The following is a 23,367-nucleotide window of genomic DNA, read 5'->3' on the forward strand; positions in this document are numbered from 1 at the left end:
CACGGAGGGAGCCCTGTGAGGCTGCACCGGCTCGACATCACCGCCTTCGGCCCCTTCGGAGGCACCCAACAGGTCGACTTCGACGAACTGTCCGCCGCCGGGCTGTTCCTGCTGCACGGACCGACGGGCGCCGGCAAGACCTCCGTCCTGGACGCCGTGTGCTACGCCCTGTACGGTGCCGTGCCCGGCGCCCGGCAGAGCGGCCAGGGCCTGAACCTGCGCAGCGACCACGCCGCCGCGCAGACGCGCACCGAGGTCCGGCTCGAACTCACCGTCGCCGGACGCCGCTTGGAGATCACCCGGCAGCCGCCGTGGGAGCGCCCCAAGAAGCGCGGCACCGGCACGACGACCGACAAGGCCCAGACCTGGCTGCGTGAGTACGACTCCGCGGCCGGCGCCTGGAAGAGCCTCAGCCGCTCCCACCAGGAGATCGGCGAGGAAGTCACCCAGCTGCTGGGGATGAGCCGCGAGCAGTTCTGCCAGGTCGTCCTGCTGCCCCAGGGCGACTTCGCCCGGTTCCTGCGGGCCGACGCCGAGGCCAGGGCGAAATTGCTCGGCCGGCTGTTCGACACCTACCGCTTCGCCGAGGTCGAAAAACGCCTGGCCGAGCGGCGCCGGGCGGCGGAGGCCGAAGTACGGGACGGGGACACCGCCCTGCTCGCCGACGCGCACCGGATGCAGCAGGCGGCTGGTGACGCACTGCCCCTGCCGGACCTCGCCCCCGGCGACCCCGGGCTCGCCGACGCCCTGCTGAGCTGGGCCGCCGTCGCCCGGAGCACGGCGCGCGAGCGGCTCACCGTCGCACACTGCGCGCGTACGGCCGCCGAGTCCGCGCGGGCCGCGGCTGAGCGCCTCCTCGGCGACGTCCGCGAACGGGCGCGACTCCAGCGTAGGTTCGCCGAGGCCCGGGAGCGTGCGGCGCTGCTCGAGGAGCGGGCCGAGGCCCACCGCGCGGCGCAGACCCGCATGGAGCGCAGCCGCAAGGCGGAGGCAGTGGCTCCCGCGCTGGACCTGTGCGAGCGCGCGGAGAGCGAGCACCGGGGCGCCGCCGCAGCGGAGGCGCGCCTGCGTGCCCAGCTCCCGGCGACGTTCGCGGAGGCCGGCGTGGCCGGACTCGCCGCCGCCGCGCGCCGGGCCGCCGAGGAGCTCGGCGGTCTGGAGTCGGCCCGCCGCGCCGAAGAGCGGGTGGCCCGGCTCGCCGCGGAGCGGACGGAACTGGACCGTGAGGAGCGCGCCGACGAGGCCGTACTTCAGGAGGCCGAGGACTGGCTGGACGGCTGGGAGGAGATCCGGACGGACCTGCAAAGCCGGATCGACGCCGCACAGCAGGATGCCACCCGGGCCGAGCAGCTCGCAGTGCGGCGCGAGCCCGCGCAGAGGCGACTGAACGCCGCCCGGATGCGCGACGAGCTGGCCCAGGACACCGAAGCGGCCCAGGCCCGCGCCCTGTCCTCCCGCGAACGCGCGCTGAAGGCGCACGAGCACTGGCTCGACCTCAAGGAACGGCGCCTGAAGGGCATAGCGGCGGAGCTCGCCGCCGGCCTCGTGGACGGCGAGCCCTGCGCCGTCTGCGGCGCCGTGGAACACCCCGCGCCCGCGCGGAAGGTCGCCGGGCACGTCGGCCGGGAGGCGGAGGAGCGGGCCCTTGCCGCCCACCGGCAGGCCGACGAGGAGCGCGCCGAGGACGAACGGCGGCTCGGCGTCGTACGGGAGGCGCTGGCCGCCGCGACCGCCGAGGCGGGCGACGCCCCGACAGCCCGGCTGGCCGAGGAGGCCGACGACCTGGAGAGGCTCCTGCGCACCGCGCGGGCCGGCGCGGCGCAGCTGCACGCCGCACAGGAGGAATTGAGACGGGCGGAGCAGGAGCGGGAACGGCGCATCGCGGACCGGCAGCAGGCGGCCCTGCGCGGGGCGGCCCGACTCTCCCGCCGCGACGCACTGGATCGTGAACGGACCGCGCTGGAAGAGGAGTTGAGCCGGGCCCGGGGTGACGCGGGAAGCGTCGTGGCGCGCTCGGCGCAACTGGAACGCACCGCCGCACTGCTCACCGAGGCCGCCGACGCCGCGCGCGCCGCCGAGGACAGCGCCCACCGGCTCAAGGACGCCGAGGGACGGCTCGCCGACGCCGCTTTCCGCGCCGGGTTCGAGACCCCGCAGGCCGCGGCCGACGCCCTCCTCGACGACGCGGCCCACCGCGAACTGCAACGGCGGCTCGACGTCTGGCAGCAGGAGGAGGCGGCCGTGCGGGCAGTACTCGCCGAGCTCGAGACGGCGGCCGCCGCACAGCAGCCGCCCGCCGACCTGCACGGTGCCGAACGTGCCGCCGAGGCCGCGGCCCGTCGGCTCCAGGACGCCGCCTCCGCGCAGGACGCGGCGGCCCGCCGGTGCGCGGAACTCGACCGGTTGTCGGTCCGGGCCACCGCGTCCGTCCGGCGTCTCGCGCCTCTGCGCCGGCAGTACGACCGGGTGGCCCGGCTGGCGTCCCTGGCGGCCGGCACCTCAGCCGACAACGAGCGCAAGATGCGCCTGGAGTCGTATGTGCTCGCCGCCCGCCTCGAACAGGTGGCCGCCGCAGCGACCGTACGACTGCGGCGCATGTCCTCGGGCCGCTACACCCTGGTCCACTCCGACGACCGCTCCGGTCGCGGCCGGAGCGGCCTCGGACTGCATGTCGTCGACGCGTGGACCGGGCGCGAGCGCGACACGGCGACCCTCTCCGGCGGAGAGACGTTCTTCGCCTCCCTGGCGCTTGCCCTCGGCCTCGCGGACGTCGTCACCGACGAGGCCGGCGGTATCCGCCTCGACACGCTCTTCATCGACGAGGGGTTCGGCAGTCTCGACGACCAGACCTTGGACGAGGTCCTCGACGTCCTGGACTCGCTGCGTGAACGGGACCGCAGCGTGGGCATCGTCAGCCATGTCGCGGACCTTCGGCGGCGCATCCACGCCCGCCTGGAGGTCGTGAAGGGCAGGACGGGATCGGTGCTGCGGCAGCGGGGAGCCGGCTGACGCGGCTCAGCGGCCGAGGGGGCGGCGGGGGAGGGGCGAGGAGTACACCACGCTCGTCGTCACCGAGCCGAGCGCACCGATCCTGCCCGACACCTCCTCCAGATGCCGCATCGAACGCGCCGTCACCTTGATGACGAAGCAGTCGTCGCCGGTGACGTGGTGCGCCTCCAGGATCTCGGGGGTCGCGGCCACGAGGTCGTGGAACGGCTTGTAGTTGCCGTTCGGATACCTCAGCCGGACGAACGCCAGGATGGGCAGACCCAGGCGCTCCGGGTCGACGACCGCCGCGTACCCCTGGATGACACCTGCCTCCTCCAGCCGCCTGACCCGTTCGGTGACTGCGCTCGGGGACATGGAGACGGCACGCGCCAGCTCGGCATAGCTGGCGCGGCCTTCGCGTTGGAGGACGTCGAGGATGCGCCAGTCGGTGGCGTCCGGGGAATACGCGGTCATTCCCGAGTGATAGCAGGGGAATCACCGGCGGCTCAAGAGGACTGCCGTCGATCGCACCTTCAGAGAGGCGATCGGCGACCGTAGATTTCGGGACGTCGAGAACATCCAGGGAAAGGCCCGACGATGACCATGGACACGATGTCCGTCAACCCCGTCCTGCGTGTGCCCCCGGCCGCCCCGGCCGCGGCCGCCGCCCACTTCCGGGCGAGCCTCGTTTTTCACGCCGATGTGTCCGATGTCGCGGCCGCACTGTCGGCCGGCACCGACCCGGGCTTCGTCCTCCTCGACTCACGCTCCACCGCGGCCTGGGACCAGGGCCACATCCCCGGCGCCGTCCATCTGCCGACCGCGCTCGTCCCGGAGGGGGCCGAGCAGCTCCTCGACAAGTCCGTGCCGGTCGTCACATACTGCTGGGGCCCCGGCTGCAACGGAGCGACCCGTGCGGCACTCGCCCTGGCCGAACTCGGTTTCCAGGTCAAGGAGATGCTCGGCGGTTTCGAGTACTGGGTGCGGGAGGGCTTCGGGTTCGAGACCGGTGAAGGCCCCGAACGCCGCGCCGCCGACCCGCTGACGGCACCCGCGGAAGCGGCGAACTGCGGCTGCTGATCGGCCGGAAGCTGTCCCTCCGGTACGCCTCGTGCGTGTAGCTTCTGGGCATGGCCAGATACGCGGATCAAGGAACGGTCGAGTGGGTGGAGTCGGGCGGGGGACCGCTCATCCTGGTACCGGAGGCGGTGCTGCCGTTCTGGGCCGGCGCCGACGGCGACGAGACGTCCTCCGACTACGACCGGGCATGTGAGGTCGAGGGCTACATCGGTCTGCTGCCGGTCGGTGACACCCGCGCCCTGGTCCTCGGTGACGAGCCCGCCTCCACCGCCTTCCTGCCGGAGCACGGCACGTTCGTGCGGTGGTGCGCCGCGGACTCCGAGTCCGCGCTGCTCGACCGGGTGCCCGAGGCGCTGCGGACGGCCGAGTGGGAGCCCGAGGTGCAGTGGGACGTGCCGGGTGACGTCCGGCTGTTCGACGCGGCCTGGCCCGGAGAGGAGTCCGAGCACACCGAGCACCTTCGTGTGACGCTCGCCCCGGGGCGGTACGCGGTGCGGGCGGCGTACGTGGAACCGGGTCCGGAGGTGTGGATGGGGCTCGTGCAGGTGCGCAGGACGGGCGACTGACGGAGGCCGGGGACGCCGCAAATCGAGTGCGCACCCCCTCTTCCCTTGCGCATCATGCGGTCATGCCGCCTGCCGCGTACTCCACTGCCGAAGACCTCCGCCGCGACCCCCTGCCCCTGCGCGGCCGGACCGCCCTCGTCACCGGGGCCAGCCGCCGCGCGGGCATCGGCCTCGCGGTCGCCCGTCGGCTCGCCGCGTACGGGGCCGGTGTCTATCTGCACCACCACGTACCGCACGACGCGGAGATGCCCTGGGGCGCCGACCGTCCTGAGGACGTCATGGCCCAGGTGCGTGCCGCGCTTGGCGACCCCGAGGCGCCCGTGGCCCACGGACCGGCCGATCTGTCCGACCCGGCCGCCCCCGCCGAACTGATCGCGAGGGCCGCCGAAGCGCTCGGCGGACGGATCGACATCCTCGTCGCCAACCACGCCCTCAGCGGCAGCGACGGCACGCTCGACACCCTCGACGCCGCCATGCTGGACGCCCATTGGACCGTGGACACCCGCTCGGTACTGCTCCTGATCCAGGCGTACGCCCGGCTGCGCGCCGGACTGCCCGGCGGCGGTGCCGGGGGGCGGGTGGTGATGATGACGTCGGGGCAGGACATCGCAGGCGGCATGCCGGGCGAGATCGCGTACGCCCTGCAGAAGGGCGCTCTCGCCTCGATCACGCGTTCGCTTTCGACCGCGCTGGCGGAGCACGCCATCACCGTCAACACGGTCAACCCCGGTCCCGTGGACACGAACTACCTGACCGGTGCGGCGTACCAGGCCGTCGCCGAGCGCTTCCCGGCCGGGCGCTGGGGAATGCCGGACGACCCCGCACGCCTCATCGCCTGGCTCGCCACGGACGAGGCGGCCTGGATCACCGGACAGGTCATCGACTCGGAGGGCGGCTTCCGGCACTGACGGCGGGGCCCGGAGCGACGATCCGGGCCCCGCCGTCTTCCGTTGTCACAGCCCGGACAGTTCCTCCACCAGGTCGTCCAGACCCAGCGAGCCCTGCGAGAGCGCGGCCATGTGCCAGGCCTTCGCGTCGAACCCATCGCCGTGGCGCCGCCGTGCGTTCTCGCGGCCCAGAAGCCAGGCGCGTTCGCCCAGCTTGTAGCCGATCGCCTGGCCGGGCATCGACAGGTAGCGGATCAGCTCGCTCTCCACGAAGTCCGCCGGACGGCTGCTGTGCGTGCCGAAGAACTCCTGGGCCAGCTCCGGCGTCCAGCGCTCTCCCGGGTGGAAGGGTGACTCGGCCGGGATCTCCAGCTCGAGATGCATGCCGATGTCGATGATGACGCGGACCGCGCGCATCATCTGGGCGTCCAGGTAGCCGAGCCGGCGCTCCGGGTCGGTGAGGAAGCCCAACTCGTCCATGAGGCGCTCCGCGTACAGGGCCCACCCCTCCGCGTTGGCACTGACGAGACCCACCGTCGCCTGGTAGCGGGAGAGGTTCTCCGCCACGTGCACCCACTGGGCCAGCTGGAGATGGTGGCCGGGGACACCTTCGTGGTACCAGGTCGAGACCAGGTCGTACACCGGGAAGCTGGTCTGGCCCATGGTGGGCAGCCAGGTCCTGCCCGGACGCGAGAAGTCCTGGGAGGGAGCCGTGTAGTACGGGGCCGCGGCGCCGCCGGGCGGGGCGATGCGGGCTTCCACCCTGCGCACCCGCTCGGCCAGTTCGAAGTGGGTGCCGTCCAGCGCCTCGATCGCCTCGTCCATCAGGCCCTGGAGCCACTCGCGGACCTCGTCGACGCCCTCGATGTGGGTGCCGTTCTCGTCGAGGTGCGCCAGCGCGACCCACGGGGTCTCGGCTCCGGGCAGGACCTTCTCCGCCTCCTTCTTCATCTCGCCGAGGATGCGGTGGTACTCGGACCAGCCGTACGCGTACGCCTCGTCGAGGTCCAGGTCCGTACCGTTGAAGTAGCGCGCCCAGCGGGCGTAGCGCTCGCGGCCGACCGTGTCCGGCGTGCCCTCGATCGCCGGCGCGTACACGTCCCGCATCCAGTCCCGCAGTTCCACGACGGCCGCGGTCGCCGTACGCGCCGCCTCGTCCAGCTCCGCGCGCAGCGCCTCCGGACCCTGGGACGCGAAGTCCTCGAACCAGCCCCGGCCCTTACCGTCCGTGTCCGACCACTCGGTGAGCTGTTCGATGAACGTCGCGGCCGGGCCCGGTCCTCCGTACAGCTTGCGCTCCAGGCCGAGGGCGAGGCACTCGCGGTAGCCGCGCAGCGCGGCGGGGACGGCGCGCAGTCGCTCGGCGATCGCCGCCCAGTCCTCGTCCGTCGCGGTGGGAGTGATCGTGAAGACGTCACGCACGGAGTGCACCGGGCTGTGCAGGTTGCTCACCGTCCTGAGGGACTCGTCGGCCTCGTGGACGGCGAGTTGGGCGATGAGCCGCTCGCGCAGCAGGCGCGCGCAGCGGCGCTCGATGTCGCTGTCGGCGCCGGGGCGGCGCTCGGCCTCGTCGAGTCGCGCGAGGGTCTCCCGCGCCAGCTCGGCGAGTGCCTCCTGGCCCGCGGGCGAGGTGTCGGGCAATCTGCTCGAACTCTCCTTCACCCCGAGATAGGTGCCGGTGACGGGGTCGAGGGCGACGAGGGCGTCGACGTAGGCGTCGGCGACCTCCCGGGGCAGGGGGCTGCTGGTGGTGTCTGACATGCGGACAATCCTGATACGGCGACGTGGTCCGCGTCACGGGGTTTCCGCGCTCGGCTTACGTCGTGCCGGAAGGTTTCGGCACGGCATGGCCGGGAGGCAGCAGGGGGCCGCAGTCCCACTGCTGGAAGATCAGCCGGGTCTCGACCCGCGCCACCTCGCGCCGCGCCGTGAACTCGTCGAGAACCAGCCGCTGGAGGTCGGACATGTCCGCGACCGCGACATGCACCAGGTAGTCGTCAGGCCCGGTGAGGTGGAAGACCGTGCGGGACTCGGGCAGCGCCCGGATCCGCTCCACGAAGGGACCCACCAGCTCCCGCCGGTGGGGTCTGACCTGCACCGACAACAGAGCTTCCAGGCCGCGCCCCAGCTTCGCCGGGTCGAGCCGCAATTGGTGGCCGAGGATCACGCCCGAGCGACGCAGCCTCGTCACCCGGTCCAGACAGGTCGACGGCGCGACCCCCACTTGTGCCGCGAGGTCGCGGTAAGTCGTCCGGGCGTCGTTCTGCAACAACCTCAGAAGGTGGAGATCCACCGGGTCCAGTACGACGGAATCGGCCATGCGCCGAACGTAGCACGGGTTTCTCGGCCATAGCCACGGACGTTGTTCAGTCTGCCGTCCATGGATTCCCGGACTCATGACGCTCAGGACGGATGTCCCACCGGCGACTCGCCCGCTCGCCGGGCACTCGCCACCGAGGCCGTGCACGCCGGACGTGAGGACCTCGCCGAGCTGGGGTTGCACGCGCCGCCCCTCGACCTCTCCACGACCTATCCCTCCCGTGACAGCCGCGGCGAGGCCGCCCGTATCGACGCCTTCGCCGCCGACGGCGCGGAGCTCGCGGGCCCGCCCGTCTACGGGCGGCTCGGCAACCCCACCGTGACCCGGTTCGAGTCCGCGCTCGCCCGGCTCGAGAACACCGAGAGCGCGGTCGCGTTCGCGAGCGGCATGGCGGCGCTCAGCGCCGTCCTGCTCGCTCGGAACGCGCTGGGTCTGCGCCATGTCGTCGCGGTGCGCCCGCTCTACGGCTGCAGCGACCATCTGCTGACCGCCGGGCTGCTCGGCTCGGAGGTGACCTGGACGGATCCGGCCGGCATCGAGGACGCACTGCGCCCCGACACCGGTCTGGTCATGGTCGAGTCCCCGGCCAACCCGACGCTCGCGGAAGTCGACCTGCGCGCGGTCGCCCACGCCTGCGGGTCCGTACCGCTCCTGGTGGACAACACCTTCGCGACACCCGTGCTCCAGCGCCCCGCCGAGCAGGGGGCGCGCCTGGTCCTGCACAGTGCCACGAAGTACCTGGGCGGGCACGGCGATGTGATGGGCGGGGTGGTGGCCTGCGACGAGGAACTGGCGCGGCGGCTGCGCCAGGTGCGCTTCGCGACGGGCGCCGTGCTCCACCCGCTCGCCGGCTATCTGCTGCTGCGCGGTCTGTCCACACTGCCGGTGCGGGTGCAGGCCGCGTCCTCCACCGCCGCCGAACTGGCCCGCCGGCTCGCCGCGGACCCGCGGGTGGCCCGCGTCCACTACCCGCGGATCGGCGGCGCGATGATCGCCTTCGAAGTGCACGGCGATCCCCACGCGGTGATCGCCGGGGTCCGTCTGATCACTCCCGCCGTCAGCCTCGGCAGCGTCGACACCCTGATCCAGCACCCGGCGTCCATCAGCCACCGCATCGTCGACGAGACGGACCGCTGGGACGCCGGGGTGAGCGACCGGCTGCTGAGGCTGTCGGTTGGCCTGGAGGACGCCGAGGACCTGTGGACCGATCTCGACATGGCTCTGGGAGCGGAGCGCGCCCTGGACCGTTGGCGGCAGGAGGAGGTAGCGGGACGGTAGCCCGGCCGGCTGGGGGTCACCGGTTGCTCTGCTTCGGTGGGGCGATCGGTGGTCCGGCCGTGGTGGGGCGGACGGTCCCTCGGCTGCGGTGGTCCGGCCGAGGTGGGACGGTCGCTCGGCCGCGGAGGTGGCGGGTCGGTTGTCCCGGTCCCGTTACGCCGGACGGCCCGGCGGAGTGCGCCGGGCCGTCCCTGTCGTGTGTTCCACGGGCGGGCTGTCAGTCCCGTACGTCCCGCATGCCGTGGGGCTCATGTGTCAGGCCGTACGGCAGATGCGAGACCACCGGAGTCGCGTCGAGCCGGGCTGTGATGACGAGGGTTCCCTCCTCGATCTGGTAGTCGAGGGGCAGGCCGAGGCCGCGCATCGCGGCGACCATGCCCGCGTTGGACGCCTGGGTGACCGCGTAGACGTTCTCGCAGCCCGCCTCGACCGCCATCCCCACCAGACGCCCGAGGAGTTCGGTGCCGATACCGCGCCGCTGCCACTCGTCCTCGACGAGCAGCGCGACCTCCGTCTCGTCCCCGTCCCACAGAAGGTGTCCGAGCCCGACGACACGGCCCGAGGCCGTCTGCACCGCGAGGGTGCGGCCGAACCGCGGGCTGAGCAGGTGCCTGAGGTAGCGGTCCGCGTCGCCGACCGGCCCGTGGTAGCGCATGCCGAGGGTGCGCCCCGAGCAGCGGGCGTGCATCTCCTTCGCCGCCTGCAGGTCGGAGGTGTCGGCCCGCCGCACGGTGATGGCGTCGCCCTCCGGCAGCGTCAGCACGTCCCGGCTGCGCGGGATGCGCGGGCCGAGCCGTGCGTCGAGCTCGACCAGGGCCCGTGCCCGGGCGAACTCCGTCGGGGTGAAGGGCAGATACGGCCGCTCCACAGTGATCACTCCGCCTTCCGGTGCCCGTAGCCGCATCACCGTGTCCTCGAGGGCGCCCTCGACCGGAGCGTCGTGCTCCGCCCGCCCCGAGCCGGGGGAGACGACGGGCAGCGAGCGGATGGTGCAGCGGCCGAGCAACTGCCTCAGTGCCAGCGGGAGCTCGGCCGCGTCCAGCGCCGTGCGCGTGGCCAGGCCCAGGATCCGGGTGGGGGCGTCCACCAGGTCGTGCGCGTCGGCCCGCTCGATCCAGCTCTCGGTGCCCCCGGCCGAGGAGACGGCACGGGTGATCTCGGTCGCCTCCCGCTCCGCCGGGGCCCGCAGCAAGAACTCGTCGACCGTGCCCTGCGCCAGCGGGTGCGTCTGCAGACTGAGGATGTCGATCCGCAGTCCGGCCAGCGCCGTGCACAGCGAGGCCAGCGCGCCCGGCTCGTCCCGCACCGTCGTCCGCATCCGCCACAGCGTGGTCGTGCCGCCGTCGGTACCGGTACCGGACAGCCCGGTTCGCTGCCCTTCGGCGAGCGTCCGGGCCCCGGTATCACGTGTGGGCGGGGCATGACCGTGGCGGCGTGCCCACCATGTGTGGAACCCGGCCGTGACGACCAGTCCCGCCGCCGACAGCGCCAGCAGGGCGGGGCCGTCGGGTCCGTGCCCGACGAGGTTGGCGGTCACGTCCGCCACGGCGACCGCCGTGAACAGGGCCGCCAGTTCGATGACGTCCCGTCGCCAGTGGTGCACCGGCCGGCCGTGCTTCGCTCGTGTCACATCAGACATATCCGGAGTCATGCAACCACTGTGAAGGAAGGGTGTTGCGTGATCACGAACGCTTTGTGTCTGATGAGTAAAGTATGCTTCTGTCCTTTTTGTTGTTCTTTTGACAAACGAATCCGCTCGGGATGCCTCCAGGGCGGCGTGCCGGGGCAGGCCCACGCCGCGCACCGGGGGATGACTCCGGTGCGCGGCGTGGTGACCGAGGGTACGCGAGCCGGAGGCCGGTCGCGGAACCGGGAACCACCGTGGCCGGGGCCGGCCCGGCAGTTCCGAACCACCTGTGAGGAAGGGGGAGTTACTGCCCCACGCGTCCCGGCTGGAGCACCTGCGTGAACAGCACGGTCCCGTCCTGCTCGCGCAGCCGGACGGTCAGTTCCCCGCTGTGCCCGTCGATGTCGACCTCACCGAAGAACTGGTAACCGCCGGCGGGGGAGACGTTCGAGGCGGTCGGCGCCTTCACGAACACGCGCTCGGGGCCGAACGTGTTGTCGAGCGCGCTCGCGGGAAAGGCGCCGGCGTTGAGCGGACCCGAGACGAACTCCCAGAACGGTTCGAAGTCGGTAAACGCGGCACGGGAGGGCTGGTAGTGCTGCGCCGACGTGTGATGCACGTCCGCCGTCAGCCACAGGGTGCCCGTGATCTTCCGGTGCTTGATGAAGCGCAGCAGCTCCGCGATCTGCAGCTCCCGGCCGAGCGGCGCGCCCGGGTCGCCCTGGGCGACCGCCTCGATGTTGGGCTGGTTCTCCGTCGGGTCCGGTACGACCAGGCCCAGGGGCATGTCCGCGGCGATCACCTTCCACACCGCGCGCGAGCGGGCGAGCTCCCGCTGGAGCCACTCCAGCTGCTCCGCCCCGAGGATGCCCTGCGGGTCGACAGTCTGGTTGTCGGGCGAGTTGGCGTTGCGGTAGGTGCGCATGTCGAGGACGAAGACGTCCAGCAGGGGACCGTGCCGCATGACCCGGTACACCCGGCCCTGCCGGTCGCCCGGCTGCAGGGTGGAGATGGGGAAGTACTCGCTGAACGCGCGCCGGGCCCGGGTCGCGAGCGCATCGATGCTTTTCTCGGTGTAGCGGGGGTCCAGGGAGGTGATCACCTCGCCCGGATACCAGTTGTTGCGGACCTCGTGGTCGTCCCACTGGATGACCGACGGCACCTGGGCATTGAACCTCCTGAGGTTCTCGTCCAGCAGGTTGTAGCGGAAGTTGCCGCGGTACTCGGCCAGGGTCTCGGCGACCTTCGACTTCTCCTTGGTGGTGATGTTCCGCCAGGTGCTGCCGTCGGGCAGCGTCTGGGTGGCGGTGATCGGACCGTCGGCGTAGATGTTGTCGCCGCTGCAGAGGAAGAAGTCGGGGTCGAGCTTCGCCATGGCGTTGTAGATCGTGTAGCCGCCGAAGTCCGGGTTGATGCCCCAGCCCTGGCCCGCCAGGTCGCCCGACCACAGGAAGCGCACCCCGTGACGGCGCCCGATCGGCGTCGTGCGGAAGGTGCCGGTCACGGGCTCTCCGGTACGACGCGGGTCGTCCGGGTCGGCCAGGAGCACGCGGTAGTGGATCTGCTCGCCCGCCGGCAGCCCGTGCAGCCGCGTGGTGCCCGTGAAGTCCGTGTCCGAGCCGAGCAGCGGGCCGTGCCATCTGTGCGGGTTGCGGAAGGACTCCGTCGCGGAGGTCTCGACGATCATCCGGGCCGGGCGGTCGGAGCGCACCCAGACGAGACCGGAGTGGGCGGTCACGTCACCTGCCTGGACACCCCAGCCCGCCTTCGGACGCCCGGACAGGGCGAAGGCCGCTGCCGAGCCCAGCGCGGTGGGAAGGGCGAGGGCCGCCGATGCGGCCAGGGAGCCGTGCAGGACGCTGCGGCGGCCGGGGACGGGACGGTGTGACATGAAGGTGCCTCCAATGGACGGTTCCGGCCAATAGGCACTGCCACAACTACTGGTGCGCCGCAGCGCACACGGAAACCAGAAGTGAACAACTGACCGCCGTGGAACCGCAGTTCGCGGAGCCGAGCCGGGCACAGGCGACGGGAGTGCGCCGGCCGCGGCGAAACGGAGAGCACCACTTCTCTTCTCCGGCCCAGTCCCCCTCGTCGGCGCCAGTGGCGCCCCGTTCGCCGGCACCGGGGCGTACGGGGCGGCGTGGGCCGCCGGAAACGCTCTGGTGGGCGCCGGAGCGGCAGTGGGCCAGAACGCGTTGACCGTCAGGCGCTCGAGGGGCGCGCACCCGGGACGCTCAGCGGCTGCCGTCCAGGATGACCCGCGCGACCAGCGCCGGGTCGTCGTTCATCGGGACATGCCCGCAACCCGGCAGCCGCACCAGCCGGGCCTTGGGGATGATCTGCTTGGCCCGGATGCCCTGACGGCGCACCAGAAGCCGGTCCTTGGTGCCCCACGCCACGGTGACCGGGAGTCCGGGCACGTCCTCCGTGAACTGGACGGAAATACCGGCGCGGAGCGTGTCGGCGAACCCCTCGGCACGGGCCAGCGCGAGCGTCTCGGCGACGACGGCCTCGGGCGAACGGCGGGCGGGACGTGCGTAGATGGTGCTCGTCAGTACCGTGCGCCCGGCCGCCGAACGCGACAGCCGCTCCACGAGCGGCGGCGGCATGCTCCGTGCGGCCTGTCGCATCGCCGCGAGCACCGTGAACGCGTACCGCCGCTCGGCCTCGGTCCAGAAACCGGCGGGCGAGAGCGCGGTGACGGACCGTACGCGTTTCTCGCGGCCCATCTCCAGGGCCAGCAGACCGCCGAGGGAGTTGCCCGCCACGTGCGGACGGTCGATCTCCAGCGCCTCGCACAGCGAACCGAGCGCCGGCACCACCGAGGACAGGCCGTACGCGAGGCCGTCGGGCAGGGCGGGGGACGCGCCGAAGCCGGGGAGGTCGACCGCGATCACGTCGCGCTCGGCCGCCAGGATGTCCACCACCGGGTCCCAGGCCTGACGGTGGTGGCCGATGCCGTGGAGCAGCAGAAGCGGTTCACCGGTGCCCACGCGCGCGTAGGAGACGGTCACGGTCCGCGGGCCGTGCGAAGAGGGGACGGTGAAGGAGACCGTGGCGGTCATGGTGCTGCTCCTCGTCTGGGACAGACTGACGGACACTGTCGTAGACAGCTTGTCAGCAACGGCTACCCGCCGGTAGCCCCCGAAGCGGTGAAACCGCGCCCCTGGTGCCTCAACCCGCGCAGCAGACGGCCGGATTGAAACCGCTGAGCGTGTCGGCACGCCGTGCTCCGGCCGAGGGGTTCCTCGCCGGGCCGGCCCGAGCACTCTGCCGGCCCTCTGGCCACCGGGCCGGGCGGCTGTCCGAACCGCCGTTGATGAACATCCAGAAACATCGATGAACATCCGTGGACGAAGGCTTCGCCTGCGTCTCATCCGTGTCACCCACCACGAACGCCGTGTGAACGCTGTGCGGCGCGGCGCCTGTGCAGTGCGTAAGGGATCGAGGATTGGTCTTGACCAAGGGTGGGGGCCGTCCTATGGTCGCAGAGAAGTGCAACAACCTTTAATAAACAAGGGCGCTAAAACGCCGCCGTGCCACGGCGATTGCGGAGGACAGGGTGGGGACCACGCGGCTGGAAACGGTGCCGGAGCCTAAGTACTGGCACCTCAAGAACGTACTCACCGAAGCACTCGACTCCGAGTTCTCCGTGGGCGAGATCCTGCCCAACGAACGGGACCTCGCGGCGCGCTTCGGCGTCGCCCGTGCCACGCTCCGCCAGGCCCTCGAGCAGCTGGAACTGGAAGGCCGGCTGCAGCGGCGCCGCGGCGTCGGCACCACCGTCGCCCCGCCCCGCATGGGCGTGGCCGTCGACTCCGAGCAGCACATGTGGCCGGGTGCGGACGGCGATGCCTGGCAGGCCGCGGACTGCACCGCCGCGGTCCCGCCCGCCGCGGTGGCCGATCTCCTTGTGACCGGCCGTTCCGAGCGGCTGCACACGGTGCGCCGCTCCCGCGTCACCCACGGCCAGCCCGTAGCCGCCGAGCTGCTCTACATCCCGGACTCCTCGGTGCCCGACCTGTCCGCGATCGACGCGCCCTCGGGTGCGGCACGCGCACGAGCCGTGCTGCGCGAGCTGCAGCACCTGGAGCTGGAGGGCCAGGAACAGGCCGTGGAACTCGGCTCGGTCAGCGCCGAGGACGCAAGGGAGCTCGACCGGCTGCCCGGCGCGCCCGTTCTCGTCGTCACCACCCGCTACTACGCCGAGGGCCGGACCGCGGCGGTGTCCGTCGCCACCTACCGCGCCGACACATGCCGTCTGACCTTCGGCGCCACCGGCGGGGTCGAGATCCACCACGACCCGGAGCGCCGCGCCTCCTGACCGTGGCGCCGGGCGCCGCGGCCCAGCCGCTATCCGCTTCTCGCCGCCGAGAGCCGTATCCGTCGCGCCCCGGACGAAGTGGTCCGGGGCGCGACGCGTCGCAGGGCCGGGTCAGCGCCGCGCGGTCACCGTGCCCTCCACCGCGAACAGCTCCTCCTCCACATGGTCCAGTGCCAGCCGCAGGGCGCCCGTCGCCACCGCGGCCTCGCCCAGGTGCGACAGCGCCACCTTCGGAGGGCGCAGACAGTAGCGGTCCAGCTCGTCGCGCAGCGGGTCCAGTACGCCGTCCAGGCCCGCCGCCCAGCCGCCGATGACGACCAGTTCGGGGTCGAGCGCGAGGACGAGCGCCGCCACGTCGTGCACGAGCCGCTGGATGAAGCGGTCCACGGCCGCGCGGGCCCGCTGGTCGCCCTCGCGGGCGAGCGCGAACACATCGGCCACCTGCTGCTCGTCGAGCGGCTGCAGTGGCTCGTCCGTGGTCGACAGCAGCGTCTCGGGAGTGGCCCCGCGGCCCAGCAGGTGCAGTGCGCCGATCTCCCCGGCCGCGCCGCCGTAGCCGCGGTGCAGCCGCCCACCGATCAGCGAACCGGCACCGGGGCTCAGCCCGGCCAGCACGAACACGATGTCGTCGGACTCGGCGGCCGCGCCCTTCCAGTGCTCGGCGACGGCCGCGGCGTTGGCGTCGTTCTCCACCAGCACCGGGCACTTGAAGGAGCGGCTGAGCCGATCGCCCAGTTTCAGACCGGTCCAGTCGGGCAGCGCCGTGCCCAGACGCACGGTGCCGTCGGCCTCGACGATCCCGGGGCTGCCCACGCCGACCGCGCGCAGCGAGTCACGGGCGACGCCCGCCCTGCGCAACAGCTCGGCGACCGTGCTCCGCAGCCGTTCCAGACGTTCGTCAGCCGAAGCCGCCTCCGAGACCTCCTTGGACAGAGTGCCCAGCTCCCGGCCGTCGAGATCGGCGAGCACCGCCGTCACCCGGTGTGCGCCGACGTCCAGGCCCAGCAGATGGCCCGCCTCCGCACGGAACCGGAACCGGCGCGCCGGCCGCCCCTGGCGGCGGGCGGCGCCCTCCTCGGCCGCCTGCTCCACCACCAGCCCGGCTTCGATCAGGCCCTCCACGACGCCCTCGACGGTCGGCCGGGACAGCCCGGTCACCCGGGTGATCTCGGTGAGCGTCGCGCAGTCCGCGGCGCGCAGCGCATGCAGCACCACCGCCGAGTTGATCCTTCTCAGCAGAGAGGGGTCCCCGCCGGTCAGCCGCCCCAACGTCCGTCCTCCCAGCTCGTGCGCGTGTTGGGCGGATCGTACTCGGCGCCGCGCACACCCGCGAGGGCCAGGCACCATCTGAGCGGATCAGAACCGGGGGCGTGTCGTCCGCGGCCGTGCCGAGAACGCCGGCATACGGCTCCGCCGTCCCGGCGGCGACGGTCGGCCGCCGGTGCCGACGGCCCCGGACGGCGCGTGGGTGCGGGCGGGGCGGCCCTGTGGCGCGAATACAGCCCCGCGAATTGTCGATGTGCGCACCTCACAGGGCAACTGACACCGCGCCAATTGTCAGTGGGAACTGGTCTACTGGACATATGACCATCGAGCAGTTCCTGGACGCGATCGACGTGCTGTGCGCGCGGGAGTTCCCCGCGCTGCGCGGCGGGTCGGACGCGGGGTTCGGAGGACCCGGCTTCCAGGTGGCCGCTTTGGCGGCGAGCGTCGGTCTCGCAACGGGCGACGGCGCGGATCGGGAGCGGACGGCGGACGACTTCCACGCCTGGAAAGAGGCCATAGCCCAGCGGCTGGACGACCGATGGGGACAGGCGCACCGCTGGGGACTGCTGACGGTGGTTGTGCGCAGGGCACGCGGCGAGGAGATACCGGAGCCCTGGGCGACGCTCAGTGACCTCGTGGATGACGTCTACCTCTGGGAGGCGGGCGATACGGGCCGCTGGGTCGCCCTCGGGGTGGCCGAGCGCGACCGGACCGACGAGATACGGCTCCTGGCCGCCGTCACGGACCGGGACCCGCTCTGACCGGCTAGTGCTCGGCGGCCGTGCGCAGCCGTGCGAACTCCTCCGCCATCGTCGCCGCCGTCCAGTGAGCGTTCAGACCGCTGGGGTTGGGCAGCACCCACACACGACTCGACCCGATCGTCTGCTCCTGCGGACCGACTACGGCCCGTCGGTCGCCGAAGGCCGCCCGGTACGCGGTGACTCCTACGACCGCCAGCCAACGGGGCCCAAGGTGTGCGACCTTGGTGCTCAGAACGCGCCCGCCCTCCCGGTACTCCTCGGCGGTCAACTCGTCGGCCCGCGCGGTCGCCCGCGCCACCACATTGGTGATACCGAGTCCGTAGGAGAGCAACTCGGCCTGCTCCGAAGGCCGCAGCAGCCGTGGGGTGAAGCCCGAGAGGTGGAGCACAGGCCAGAAGCGGTTGCCGGGGCGCGCGAAGTGATGGCCGGTGGCCGCTGTCATGAGACCGGGATTGATACCGCAGAAAAGGACCTTGAGGCCGTCCGCGATCACGTCCGGTACCAGACGGTCGCGGGCGGCCTCCAGTTCCGCCGGGGTGAACCGGGTCAGAGGATCGCCCCCGGGGTGTAGCCGGCGGCCTCCGGGTGCCGCTTCAGCAGCTCCTCGACCCGGCCGACGACCGCGCCGACCTGGTCGGCCGCGGCACCCGTGAAGGACAGCTTGTCCGCCATCAGCGCGTCCAACCCCCCGCGGTCCAGCGGGATGCGCTCGTCCGCGGCCAGCCTGTCCAGCAGCTCATTGCGCTCCGCGCCCTGCTCACGCATGGCGAGGGCGCAGGCCACGGCGTTCTCCTTGATGGCCGCGTGCGCGACCTCACGGCCGACGCCCGCGCGCACCGAGGCCATGAGCACCTTCGTGGTGGCGAGGAAGGGGAGGTAGCGGTCGAGCTCACGCGCGATGACCGCCGGGAAGGCGCCGAACTCGTCGAGCACCGTCAGGAACGTCTCGAGCAGACCGTCCAGTGCGAAGAACGCGTCCGGCAACGCCACCCGGCGTACCACCGAGCAGGACACGTCACCCTCGTTCCACTGGTCGCCCGCCAGCTCACCGGTCATGGAGGCGTAGCCGCGCAGGACGACCATCAGGCCGTTGACGCGCTCGCAGGAGCGGGTGTTCATCTTGTGCGGCATCGCGGAGGAGCCGACCTGGCCGGGCTTGAAGCCCTCGGTCACCAGCTCGTGCCCGGCCATCAGCCGGATCGTCTTCGCCAGCGAGGACGGCGCCGCGGCCAGCTGCACCAGTGCCGTGACGACCTCGTAGTCGAGCGAGCGGGGGTAGACCTGGCCGACCGAGGTGAAGGCCTTCGAGAAGCCCAGGTGGTCGGCGATCCGCTGCTCCAGCTCGGCGAGCTTCGTGGCGTCGCCGCCGAGCAGGTCGAGCATGTCCTGCGCCGTGCCGACGGGTCCCTTGACACCGCGCAGCGGGTACCGGACGAGCAGCTCCTCGACCCGGCCGTAGGCGACCAGCAGCTCGTCGGCGGCGGTCGCGAAACGCTTGCCGAGAGTGGTGGCCTGCGCGGCGACGTTGTGCGAGCGGCCCGCCATGACCAGCTCGCCGTACTCGGCGGCGAGCTTGCCGAGACGCGCCAGCACGGCCACCGTACGGTCGCGCATCAGCTCCAGGGAGAGCCGGATCTGCAGCTGCTCGACGTTCTCCGTCAGGTCGCGGGAGGTCATGCCCTTGTGCACATGCTCGTGCCCGGCCAGAGCGTTGAACTCCTCGATCCGCGCCTTCACATCGTGCCGGGTGACCTTCTCGCGCTCGGCGATCGAGGCGAGGTCGACCTGGTCGAGCACACGCTCGTAGTCGGCGATCGCCGCGTCCGGCACCTCGATCCCCAGGTCCTTCTGGGCCCGCAGCACGGCGAGCCAGAGCTGTCGCTCCAGCCTCACCTTCTGCTCGGGCGACCAGAGCGTGGCGAGCTCGGCGGAGGCATAGCGTCCGGCGAGGACGTTCGGGATACGGGGCTTTGCGGGCGCAGCAGTCACGTACACGGAGTTTACCCGCCGTCCATCAGGGGTCCGACGCGTCCAGGCGTGCACCGAGCCAGGTCAGCGGGTGCGAACGGGCCCCGTCTCCGGCGGCCGGGAGAGCAGTCGGCCGGCCCGTGCACGATGTGCCCCGATCGGCCGAACGGCGGTGACGGCCGATGGGGTGGGGGCGTTGAGCTTGTATGAGCAGGAGCCGTAGGTTGCGGGAGCTGTCAGGGGCGGCAGCGTACGACCAGCTGCAGGCGCAGCTGGCCCGCGCCGCCGCTGGAATGGCCCGGAAGAAGCCGCTGCCGCGGCAGGGAACCGAGCAGACACTCCGGCCGGCGGGTCCCGAGCCGGACGTAGGTCACGAGGACGTGGTGCCGACCGGCTCGGGCTGAGTCTGTCCCCCGGCCGCAGCTGCCGGTGCGGACGGCAGAGGCCGGCGCATCTCCGCACCGTCGGCGCCGCGGCGTGCACCGGCGCCGGCTGCCTCGCCGCACGGGCCGCCTGGGGGCTGCGGTGGTGTCCTCGGGCTACCGCCGGTGTGCCGGGCGTTTCGAGGAGTCCGCGACCTCCGCCAGGATGTCCCCGTGGCACAACTCGGGCGCGCACCAGCACGCGAGCGTCCTGCCGCGCAGTGCGGGCACGAGCTCCAGCAGGTCGGGGCGTGCCATCAGATATTCCCGGTACTTGGCCATCACCTCGGCCCGCGTCCCGTCGTGCTTCTTCTTGGCGGTGTCGATCTGGAAGGGGTTGTAGAGCGGGTGCTGTCGGAGGTTCCAGCCGCCCCGGGTGAGGCGGCGGCCGATGTAGACGACTTCCTCGGGTGCGTGTTCCAGCCGGGAGCCGAACTCCTGAATGCGGCCTTTCAGGTTGATCACCTCGGCGGTCACACGAGACTCCCTTCGAAGCGTTGCGTGCTCCCTACGCGGTCGGCCCCTCGTAGGGCAGCAGCTCCGGGCGCTTGGCCGGGCGGCCGTCGCCCGAGGAGCGACCCGTCAGCCGTCGGCCTATCCAGGGCAGCAGATGCTGCCGGGTGAAGCGGATGTCGGCGGTCCGCCTGGTCACCCAGTTCGGCGGCGCGGGCACGGGCAGCGGCGTGCGCCATTCCGTATCCTCCGCCTCGTACCCGAGCGTCTGCCACACGGCTTCCGCCACCCGGCGGTGTCCGTCTGCCGTCAGATGCAGCCGGTCCACGTCCCACATACGGGGGTCGGCGAGTGATGCCGCGCTGTAGAGGTCGACCACGAGCGCGCCGTTTCGCTCGGCGAGCTCGTCGACGCAGGCGAACAGCTCTTCCATACGGGGGCGGAAGCGCTCGAGGACCGGGCCCTGACGGCCGGGGCTGCGCATCAGGACGAGTTGCTTGCACGCCGGGGCCAGACGCTCCACGGCCTCCGTTAGCAGCCCCCGTACGCGTCCCATGTCGCACCTGGGACGCAGCGTGTCGTTCAGTCCGCCGACCAGTGTGATCACGTCGGGCCGCATCGCCGCGGCCAGGTCGATCTGCTCGTCGACGATCTGCCCGATCAGCTTGCCCCGCACGGCGAGATTGGCGTACCGGAACCCAGGCGTCTGTGCGGCCATCCGACCTGCCAGGACATCCGCCCAGCCGCGGTAGGAGCCGTCGGGTAGCAGGTCCGACATGCCTTCGGTGAAGGAGTCGCCGACGGCGACCAGGCTCGTATATGTGGGGTTCGTGTGCATGGCGTGGCCGATGGTATCCCGCGGGCATACCCCACGGTCGGTCGCCCCGTACACCCCTGGTCCTGGGGCCGCTCGGCCCCCACACGTACAAGGCGGGGAGGGCCTGCGGCCGCCCGGGGGAAACAGGTTCGCGCGGCTCGCCCGGGGCGGGGTTCGGGTCAGGCGGCCGGTCCAGGTTCGCTCGCCTGGCCGAACAGCTCCCGCAGCACGTCCTCCATCGTCACCAGGCCCACCAGCCGTCCGTCCTCACCGGTCACCCCCGCCAGGTGCGTACGGTCGCGGCGCATCGCCGTGAGCACGTCGTCCAGCGGAGTGTCCTCGCGTACCCGGGGGACGGGACGGATGTCCTGCAGCGGGAAGGGCCGGTCCCGGGGCAGGGCGTCCAGTGCGTCCTTGACGTGCAGATACCCGACGATCCGGCGGTTCTCGTCCACGACCGGGAAGCGGGAGAACCCGGACTCGGCGGAGAGCCTCTCCAGTTCCTCCGGGGTCACGCCTACGCGTGCGTAGACCACACGTTCGAGTGGCACCAGCACGTCGCGCACGCGCATACGGCCCAGCTCCAGGGCGTCGTGCAGCCGCTCCCGAGCGCGGTCGTCGATGAGCCCCGCCTCGGTGGAGTCCTTGACGAGGCGGGCCAGCTCGTCGTCCGAGAAGGTGGCCGAGACCTCGTCCCTGGTCTCGACGCGCATCAGCGTCAGCAGGGTGTTCGCGAAGGCGTTCACCGTGAAGATCACCGGGCGCAGGGCCCGGGACAGGCCGACCAGCGGAGGCCCGAGCAGCAGGGCCAGACGCACCGGTTCGGCGAGCGCGATGTTCTTGGGCACCATCTCGCCGAACAGCATGTGCAGATAGGTCGCCAGCGTCAGCGCGATCACGAACGACACCACGCGGCCCGCACCCGACGGGATACCCACCGCGTGGAACACGGGCTCCAGCAGATGTTCGATCGCGGGTTCGGCGACGACACCGAGGACCAGGGTGCACAGGGTGATGCCGAGCTGTGCGGCCGCGAGCAGTGCCGACACATGCTCCAGACCCCACAGCACGCTGCGGGCACGCCGGTCGCCCGCCTCGGCGCGGGGTTCGATCTGGCTGCGGCGGACCGAGATCAGGGCGAACTCGCCGCCCACGAAGAAGGCGTTCCCGACCAGCGTCAGCAGGCCGATCAACAACTGGACGATCGTCACCGGTCCTCCTCCCGCAAGGCGGTGGCCGGCTTGTGCAGGCGCACCCGCGCGGCCCTGCGTCCCGAGGCGTCCACCACGTCGAGGCGCCAGCCGGCGACCTCCAGGCTGTCGCCCTTGACCGGTATCCGGCCGAGCTCGGCGGCGATGAGACCGGCCAGCGTCTCGTAAGGGCCCTCGGGCACCCGCAGCCCGACACGGGCGAGCTGGTCGATGCGGGCGAAGCCGTCGGCCCAGAACAGCGCGCGGCCGGACTCGTCCGTGCCGGCCGGGGCCAGGTCCGGCGCCTCCTGCGGGTCGTGCTCGTCACGCACCTCCCCGACGACCTCCTCGACGATGTCCTCCAGCGTGACCACTCCGGCGGTTCCCCCGTACTCGTCGATGACGACGGCCATGGCGATCTTGCCGGAGAGCCGGTCCAGCAGCCTGTCGACGGTGAGGGACGCGGGCACGAACAGCGGTTCGCGCATCACCTGTGCGACAGGACAGTGCGGCCGCTCCTCGGCCGGGGTGGCCACGACGTCCTTGATGTGGGCGATGCCCACGACCGAGTCGAGGCTGCCGCGGTAGACCGGGAAGCGCGACAGGCCCGTCGCGCGGGTCGCGTTGGCCACGTCCTCGCAGGTCGCCTGGACCTCGAGAGCGACGACCTGGACACGCGGAGTCATCACGTTCTCCGCGGTGAGGTCGGCCAGGTTGAGGGTGCGGACGAACAGCTCCGCGGTGTCCGCCTCCAGGGCGCCCTCTTTCGCGGAGTGCCGGGCGAGTGCCACCAGCTCCTGGGGCCCGCGTGCGGAGGCCAGCTCCTCGGCGGGCTCGATGCCGAAGCGGCGGACGACGCGGTTGGCCCCGTTGTTCAGATGGGTGATGAAAGGCCGGAAGGCGGCGCTGAACCAGCGCAGCGGCGACCCGGCCCTCTTGGCCACGGCCAGCGGTGAGGAGATGGCCCAGTTCTTGGGCACCAGCTCACCGACCACCATCAGGAACAGGGTCGACAGAGCCGTGCCGACGACCAGGGCGACGGACATGGCCGCGGAGCGGGACAGCCCCAGCGAACGGAGCGGGCCCGCGAGGAGCCTCGCGATCGACGGCTCGGAGAGCATGCCGACCACCAGATTGGTGACCGTGATGCCGAGCTGCGCCCCGGACAGCTGGAAGGTCAGGCTTCGTACGGCCTTGAGCGCGCCGGCAGCGCCGCGCTCACCGTGCCGCGCGGCATCCTCGAGGGCGCTGCGCTCGACGGTGGTGAGCGAGAACTCCGCCGCGACGAAACCGCCGCAGGCGAGCGAGAGCGCCACCGCCACCAGCAGGAACAGCACTTCGGTCATCGAGTCACCTCTGTCCCAGGATCGGTCCGGGACGTGGGGACCGCGCGAGGTCGGCTACTGGGAGGCTCGCC

21 protein-coding genes are annotated in these 23,367 nt (G+C 72.0%); 8 read left to right on the forward strand and 13 right to left on the reverse strand.

Features of this window, described 5'->3' with window-relative positions:
* Window positions 1–15 precede the first annotated feature (15 nt).
* On the forward strand, window positions 16–3,009 hold the full coding sequence (locus ACWDA7_RS09365) for an AAA family ATPase (RefSeq protein WP_450603539.1): 2,994 nt from the start codon (window positions 16–18) through the stop codon (window positions 3,007–3,009).
* 6 nt (window positions 3,010–3,015) lie between these two features.
* Here the strand turns inward: ACWDA7_RS09365 and ACWDA7_RS09370 are convergent, their stop codons facing one another.
* The gene (locus ACWDA7_RS09370) at window positions 3,016–3,462 is read right to left on the reverse strand and encodes an Lrp/AsnC family transcriptional regulator (RefSeq protein ID WP_359391211.1); all 447 of its coding nucleotides are present in this window, start codon (window positions 3,460–3,462) and stop codon (window positions 3,016–3,018) included.
* Between the two features lie 123 nt (window positions 3,463–3,585).
* Between ACWDA7_RS09370 and ACWDA7_RS09375 the strand changes: the two genes are divergently transcribed.
* The 3 genes from ACWDA7_RS09375 to ACWDA7_RS09385 all read left to right on the forward strand — a co-directional run bounded on the left by ACWDA7_RS09375 (window position 3,586) and on the right by ACWDA7_RS09385 (window position 5,542).
* Window positions 3,586–4,068 carry a rhodanese-like domain-containing protein gene (locus tag ACWDA7_RS09375; protein ID WP_450603540.1) on the forward strand — a complete coding sequence of 161 codons (483 nt, stop codon included), beginning with the start codon at window positions 3,586–3,588 and terminating at the stop codon, window positions 4,066–4,068.
* A 50-nt stretch (window positions 4,069–4,118) separates the two neighbouring features.
* A complete protein-coding gene (locus ACWDA7_RS09380) occupies window positions 4,119–4,634 on the forward strand; it encodes an immunity 21 family protein (RefSeq protein ID WP_450603541.1) in 516 nt (171 codons plus the stop codon).
* A 62-nt stretch (window positions 4,635–4,696) separates the two neighbouring features.
* Entirely contained in the window at window positions 4,697–5,542 is an 846-nt protein-coding gene (locus ACWDA7_RS09385) for an SDR family oxidoreductase (RefSeq protein WP_450603543.1), read from the forward strand.
* A gap of 45 nt (window positions 5,543–5,587) precedes the next feature.
* On the opposite strand, the gene ACWDA7_RS09390 is transcribed toward ACWDA7_RS09385, so the two are convergent.
* Both ACWDA7_RS09390 and ACWDA7_RS09395 read right to left on the reverse strand, forming a co-directional pair.
* Entirely contained in the window at window positions 5,588–7,282 is a 1,695-nt protein-coding gene (locus ACWDA7_RS09390; protein WP_450603545.1) for a DUF885 domain-containing protein, read from the reverse strand.
* A gap of 55 nt (window positions 7,283–7,337) precedes the next feature.
* Window positions 7,338–7,841, reverse strand: coding sequence for an Lrp/AsnC family transcriptional regulator (locus ACWDA7_RS09395; RefSeq protein ID WP_450603546.1), 504 nt, complete (start codon window positions 7,839–7,841; stop codon window positions 7,338–7,340).
* Between the two features lie 60 nt (window positions 7,842–7,901).
* Between ACWDA7_RS09395 and ACWDA7_RS09400 the strand changes: the two genes are divergently transcribed.
* Window positions 7,902–9,119 carry a trans-sulfuration enzyme family protein gene (locus ACWDA7_RS09400; RefSeq protein WP_450603547.1) on the forward strand — a complete coding sequence of 406 codons (1,218 nt, stop codon included), beginning with the start codon at window positions 7,902–7,904 and terminating at the stop codon, window positions 9,117–9,119.
* 217 nt (window positions 9,120–9,336) lie between these two features.
* Here the strand turns inward: ACWDA7_RS09400 and ACWDA7_RS09405 are convergent, their stop codons facing one another.
* The 3 genes from ACWDA7_RS09405 to ACWDA7_RS09415 form a co-directional block, all read right to left on the reverse strand.
* Window positions 9,337–10,770, reverse strand: coding sequence for a GNAT family N-acetyltransferase (locus tag ACWDA7_RS09405; protein ID WP_450603549.1), 1,434 nt, complete (start codon window positions 10,768–10,770; stop codon window positions 9,337–9,339).
* Window positions 10,771–11,050: 280 nt separating this feature from the next.
* Window positions 11,051–12,637 carry an alkaline phosphatase D family protein gene (locus ACWDA7_RS09410; RefSeq protein WP_450603550.1) on the reverse strand — a complete coding sequence of 529 codons (1,587 nt, stop codon included), beginning with the start codon at window positions 12,635–12,637 and terminating at the stop codon, window positions 11,051–11,053.
* A 346-nt stretch (window positions 12,638–12,983) separates the two neighbouring features.
* Window positions 12,984–13,814, reverse strand: a complete 831-nt coding sequence (locus ACWDA7_RS09415) for an alpha/beta fold hydrolase (protein ID WP_450603551.1) — start codon at window positions 13,812–13,814, stop codon at window positions 12,984–12,986.
* A 497-nt stretch (window positions 13,815–14,311) separates the two neighbouring features.
* Between ACWDA7_RS09415 and ACWDA7_RS09420 the strand changes: the two genes are divergently transcribed.
* The gene (locus ACWDA7_RS09420; protein WP_450603552.1) at window positions 14,312–15,073 is read left to right on the forward strand and encodes a GntR family transcriptional regulator; all 762 of its coding nucleotides are present in this window, start codon (window positions 14,312–14,314) and stop codon (window positions 15,071–15,073) included.
* Window positions 15,074–15,184: 111 nt separating this feature from the next.
* On the opposite strand, the gene ACWDA7_RS09425 is transcribed toward ACWDA7_RS09420, so the two are convergent.
* On the reverse strand, window positions 15,185–16,342 hold the full coding sequence (locus ACWDA7_RS09425) for an ROK family transcriptional regulator (protein ID WP_359391234.1): 1,158 nt from the start codon (window positions 16,340–16,342) through the stop codon (window positions 15,185–15,187).
* 314 nt (window positions 16,343–16,656) lie between these two features.
* Here ACWDA7_RS09425 and ACWDA7_RS09430 point away from each other — a divergent pair, with 314 nt between their 5' ends.
* Entirely contained in the window at window positions 16,657–17,100 is a 444-nt protein-coding gene (locus ACWDA7_RS09430) for a hypothetical protein (protein WP_450603553.1), read from the forward strand.
* 4 nt (window positions 17,101–17,104) lie between these two features.
* Here ACWDA7_RS09430 and mug read toward each other — a convergent pair whose 3' ends face one another.
* Together mug and purB are read right to left on the reverse strand one after the other, a co-directional pair.
* Window positions 17,105–17,650: a G/U mismatch-specific DNA glycosylase gene (mug, locus tag ACWDA7_RS09435; RefSeq protein WP_450603572.1), complete on the reverse strand. Its 546-nt coding sequence runs from the start codon at window positions 17,648–17,650 to the stop codon at window positions 17,105–17,107.
* Window positions 17,647–19,089, reverse strand: a complete 1,443-nt coding sequence (gene purB / locus ACWDA7_RS09440; RefSeq protein ID WP_450603555.1) for an adenylosuccinate lyase — start codon at window positions 19,087–19,089, stop codon at window positions 17,647–17,649. The genes mug and purB overlap by 4 nt, the downstream gene beginning before the upstream one ends.
* Before the next feature lie 203 nt (window positions 19,090–19,292).
* On the opposite strand from purB, the gene ACWDA7_RS09445 reads away from it, so the two are divergent.
* Window positions 19,293–19,472: a hypothetical protein gene (locus tag ACWDA7_RS09445; RefSeq protein WP_450603556.1), complete on the forward strand. Its 180-nt coding sequence runs from the start codon at window positions 19,293–19,295 to the stop codon at window positions 19,470–19,472.
* A 135-nt stretch (window positions 19,473–19,607) separates the two neighbouring features.
* On the opposite strand, the gene ACWDA7_RS09450 is transcribed toward ACWDA7_RS09445, so the two are convergent.
* From ACWDA7_RS09450 to ACWDA7_RS09465, 4 genes are all read right to left on the reverse strand, one after another.
* Window positions 19,608–19,967, reverse strand: coding sequence for a DUF4326 domain-containing protein (locus ACWDA7_RS09450; RefSeq protein WP_450603557.1), 360 nt, complete (start codon window positions 19,965–19,967; stop codon window positions 19,608–19,610).
* A 31-nt stretch (window positions 19,968–19,998) separates the two neighbouring features.
* Window positions 19,999–20,781: an SGNH/GDSL hydrolase family protein gene (locus ACWDA7_RS09455; protein WP_450603558.1), complete on the reverse strand. Its 783-nt coding sequence runs from the start codon at window positions 20,779–20,781 to the stop codon at window positions 19,999–20,001.
* Between the two features lie 158 nt (window positions 20,782–20,939).
* Window positions 20,940–21,971, reverse strand: a complete 1,032-nt coding sequence (locus ACWDA7_RS09460) for a hemolysin family protein (RefSeq protein WP_450603559.1) — start codon at window positions 21,969–21,971, stop codon at window positions 20,940–20,942.
* Complete coding sequence (locus tag ACWDA7_RS09465; RefSeq protein ID WP_450603560.1) at window positions 21,968–23,296, reverse strand: hemolysin family protein; 1,329 nt, start codon at window positions 23,294–23,296, stop codon at window positions 21,968–21,970. Before ACWDA7_RS09465 ends, ACWDA7_RS09460 begins: the two co-directional genes overlap by 4 nt.
* Window positions 23,297–23,367: the final 71 nt, after the last annotated feature.

This window comes from Streptomyces sp. NPDC001156, assembly GCF_053598275.1.

Coding starts and splice junctions, on each gene's coding strand:
- ACWDA7_RS09370 (WP_359391211.1), bottom strand. CDS start 3,462: ATGACCGCGTATTCCCCGGACGCCACCGACTGGCGCATCCTCGACGTC.
- ACWDA7_RS09375 (WP_450603540.1), top strand. CDS start 3,586: ATGACCATGGACACGATGTCCGTCAACCCCGTCCTGCGTGTGCCCCCG.
- ACWDA7_RS09380 (WP_450603541.1), top strand. CDS start 4,119: ATGGCCAGATACGCGGATCAAGGAACGGTCGAGTGGGTGGAGTCGGGC.
- ACWDA7_RS09385 (WP_450603543.1), top strand. CDS start 4,697: ATGCCGCCTGCCGCGTACTCCACTGCCGAAGACCTCCGCCGCGACCCC.
- ACWDA7_RS09390 (WP_450603545.1), bottom strand. CDS start 7,282: ATGTCAGACACCACCAGCAGCCCCCTGCCCCGGGAGGTCGCCGACGCC.
- ACWDA7_RS09395 (WP_450603546.1), bottom strand. CDS start 7,841: ATGGCCGATTCCGTCGTACTGGACCCGGTGGATCTCCACCTTCTGAGG.
- ACWDA7_RS09400 (WP_450603547.1), top strand. CDS start 7,902: ATGGATTCCCGGACTCATGACGCTCAGGACGGATGTCCCACCGGCGAC.
- ACWDA7_RS09405 (WP_450603549.1), bottom strand. CDS start 10,770: ATGACTCCGGATATGTCTGATGTGACACGAGCGAAGCACGGCCGGCCG.
- ACWDA7_RS09410 (WP_450603550.1), bottom strand. CDS start 12,637: ATGTCACACCGTCCCGTCCCCGGCCGCCGCAGCGTCCTGCACGGCTCC.
- ACWDA7_RS09415 (WP_450603551.1), bottom strand. CDS start 13,814: ATGACCGCCACGGTCTCCTTCACCGTCCCCTCTTCGCACGGCCCGCGG.
- ACWDA7_RS09430 (WP_450603553.1), top strand. CDS start 16,657: ATGACCATCGAGCAGTTCCTGGACGCGATCGACGTGCTGTGCGCGCGG.
- ACWDA7_RS09455 (WP_450603558.1), bottom strand. CDS start 20,781: ATGCACACGAACCCCACATATACGAGCCTGGTCGCCGTCGGCGACTCC.
- ACWDA7_RS09465 (WP_450603560.1), bottom strand. CDS start 23,296: ATGACCGAAGTGCTGTTCCTGCTGGTGGCGGTGGCGCTCTCGCTCGCC.